Source organism: Phocaeicola sp. RTP21198st1_B8_RTP21198_201120, assembly GCF_040929485.1.
In the GTDB taxonomy this organism is placed as follows: Bacteria; Bacteroidota; Bacteroidia; order Bacteroidales; family Bacteroidaceae; genus Phocaeicola; species Phocaeicola dorei.
This window is the reverse complement of record NZ_JBCOCI010000527.1, coordinates 1-1,071: the sequence shown is the minus strand read 5'-3', so window position 1 is coordinate 1,071 and position 1,071 is coordinate 1. Positions and strand designations below refer to the sequence as shown.

The following is a 1,071-nucleotide window of genomic DNA, read 5'->3' as shown; positions in this document are numbered from 1 at the left end:
TGCAGGAGCGTGGCTACGAAACGATTTTTGAAGGTAAACGCTACAATGACCTGAAGCGTTGTGGAAAGCTTGCAGAAGCAGCTTTGGCTGCCGGACGTATTTCGGCTTTATCCGAAGTGGGAGATGCAGCCTACTGGTGGCCTATCCCTACCGATGAATTTAATTATAATATGGCATTGGATCAGACAAAAGACCAGAATCCTGGGTATTAACAACTTAATTAATTTGATTTCTTATGAATAGATTGAATATATTGATTGTAACAATTCTCTTTTTATTGACAACAACCGGCTGCGCCCAACAGGCTGAAAGATGGTCGACGGAAAAAGCAAACGCATGGTACGCATCTCAAAAATGGCCGGTGGGTATCAACTACGTTACTGCTACGGCAATCAATCAGTTTGAGATGTGGCAAGAGGAGACTTTTGATCCGAAAACCATGGAGTTGGAGTTGGGACGTGCCGGGGAACTCGGATTCAATACGGTACGCATATTCCTGCATGATATGGTGTGGGAAGCGGATCCGGCAGGGTTTAAACAACGACTGGATACATTTCTGGGTATTTGTCAGAAACATGGCATGCGTGCCATCGTCACTTTCTTTACGAATGGCGGGCGTTTTGAGAGTCCGAAACTCGGTGTACAACCGGCTTCTGTACAGGGTGTTCATAACTCTCAATGGATACAGAGTCCCGGAGCGCCATCCGTCAATGATCCGTCAACGTATCCGCGTCTGGAACGTTACGTGAAAGATGTGATGACTACCTTTAAGGCAGATGATCGTATTTTATTGTGGTGTTTATATAACGAACCGGAAAACTTCAAGCAGAAAGCATACAGTATGCCATTGTTGCGCGAAGTGTTCCGTTGGGCACGTGAGGTGAATCCCTCGCAACCGCTGTCGTCTCCGATATGGATTTATCCCGGAGGACATGGCACACGCAGTAATTTGCCGATTATCAGTTTTCTGGGTGAGAATTGTGACGTTATGACCTTTCACTGTTATTATGGACCTGAAGAAATGGAAAAATTCATCGCTTTCATGAGGCAGTTTGATCGTCCGGTTATCTG

The 1,071-nt window shown here is 45.6% G+C and carries 2 protein-coding genes; both read left to right on the top strand.

The genetic code is table 11. The features are described from left to right. A partial coding sequence (locus AB5935_RS27825) for a RagB/SusD family nutrient uptake outer membrane protein (RefSeq protein WP_368328078.1) occupies positions 1-212 on the top strand: 212 nt, incomplete at its 5' end. Positions 213-235: 23 nt separating this feature from the next. After that, the coding region (locus AB5935_RS27820) for a cellulase family glycosylhydrolase (RefSeq protein WP_368328077.1) at positions 236-1,071 on the top strand (836 nt) is incomplete at its 3' end.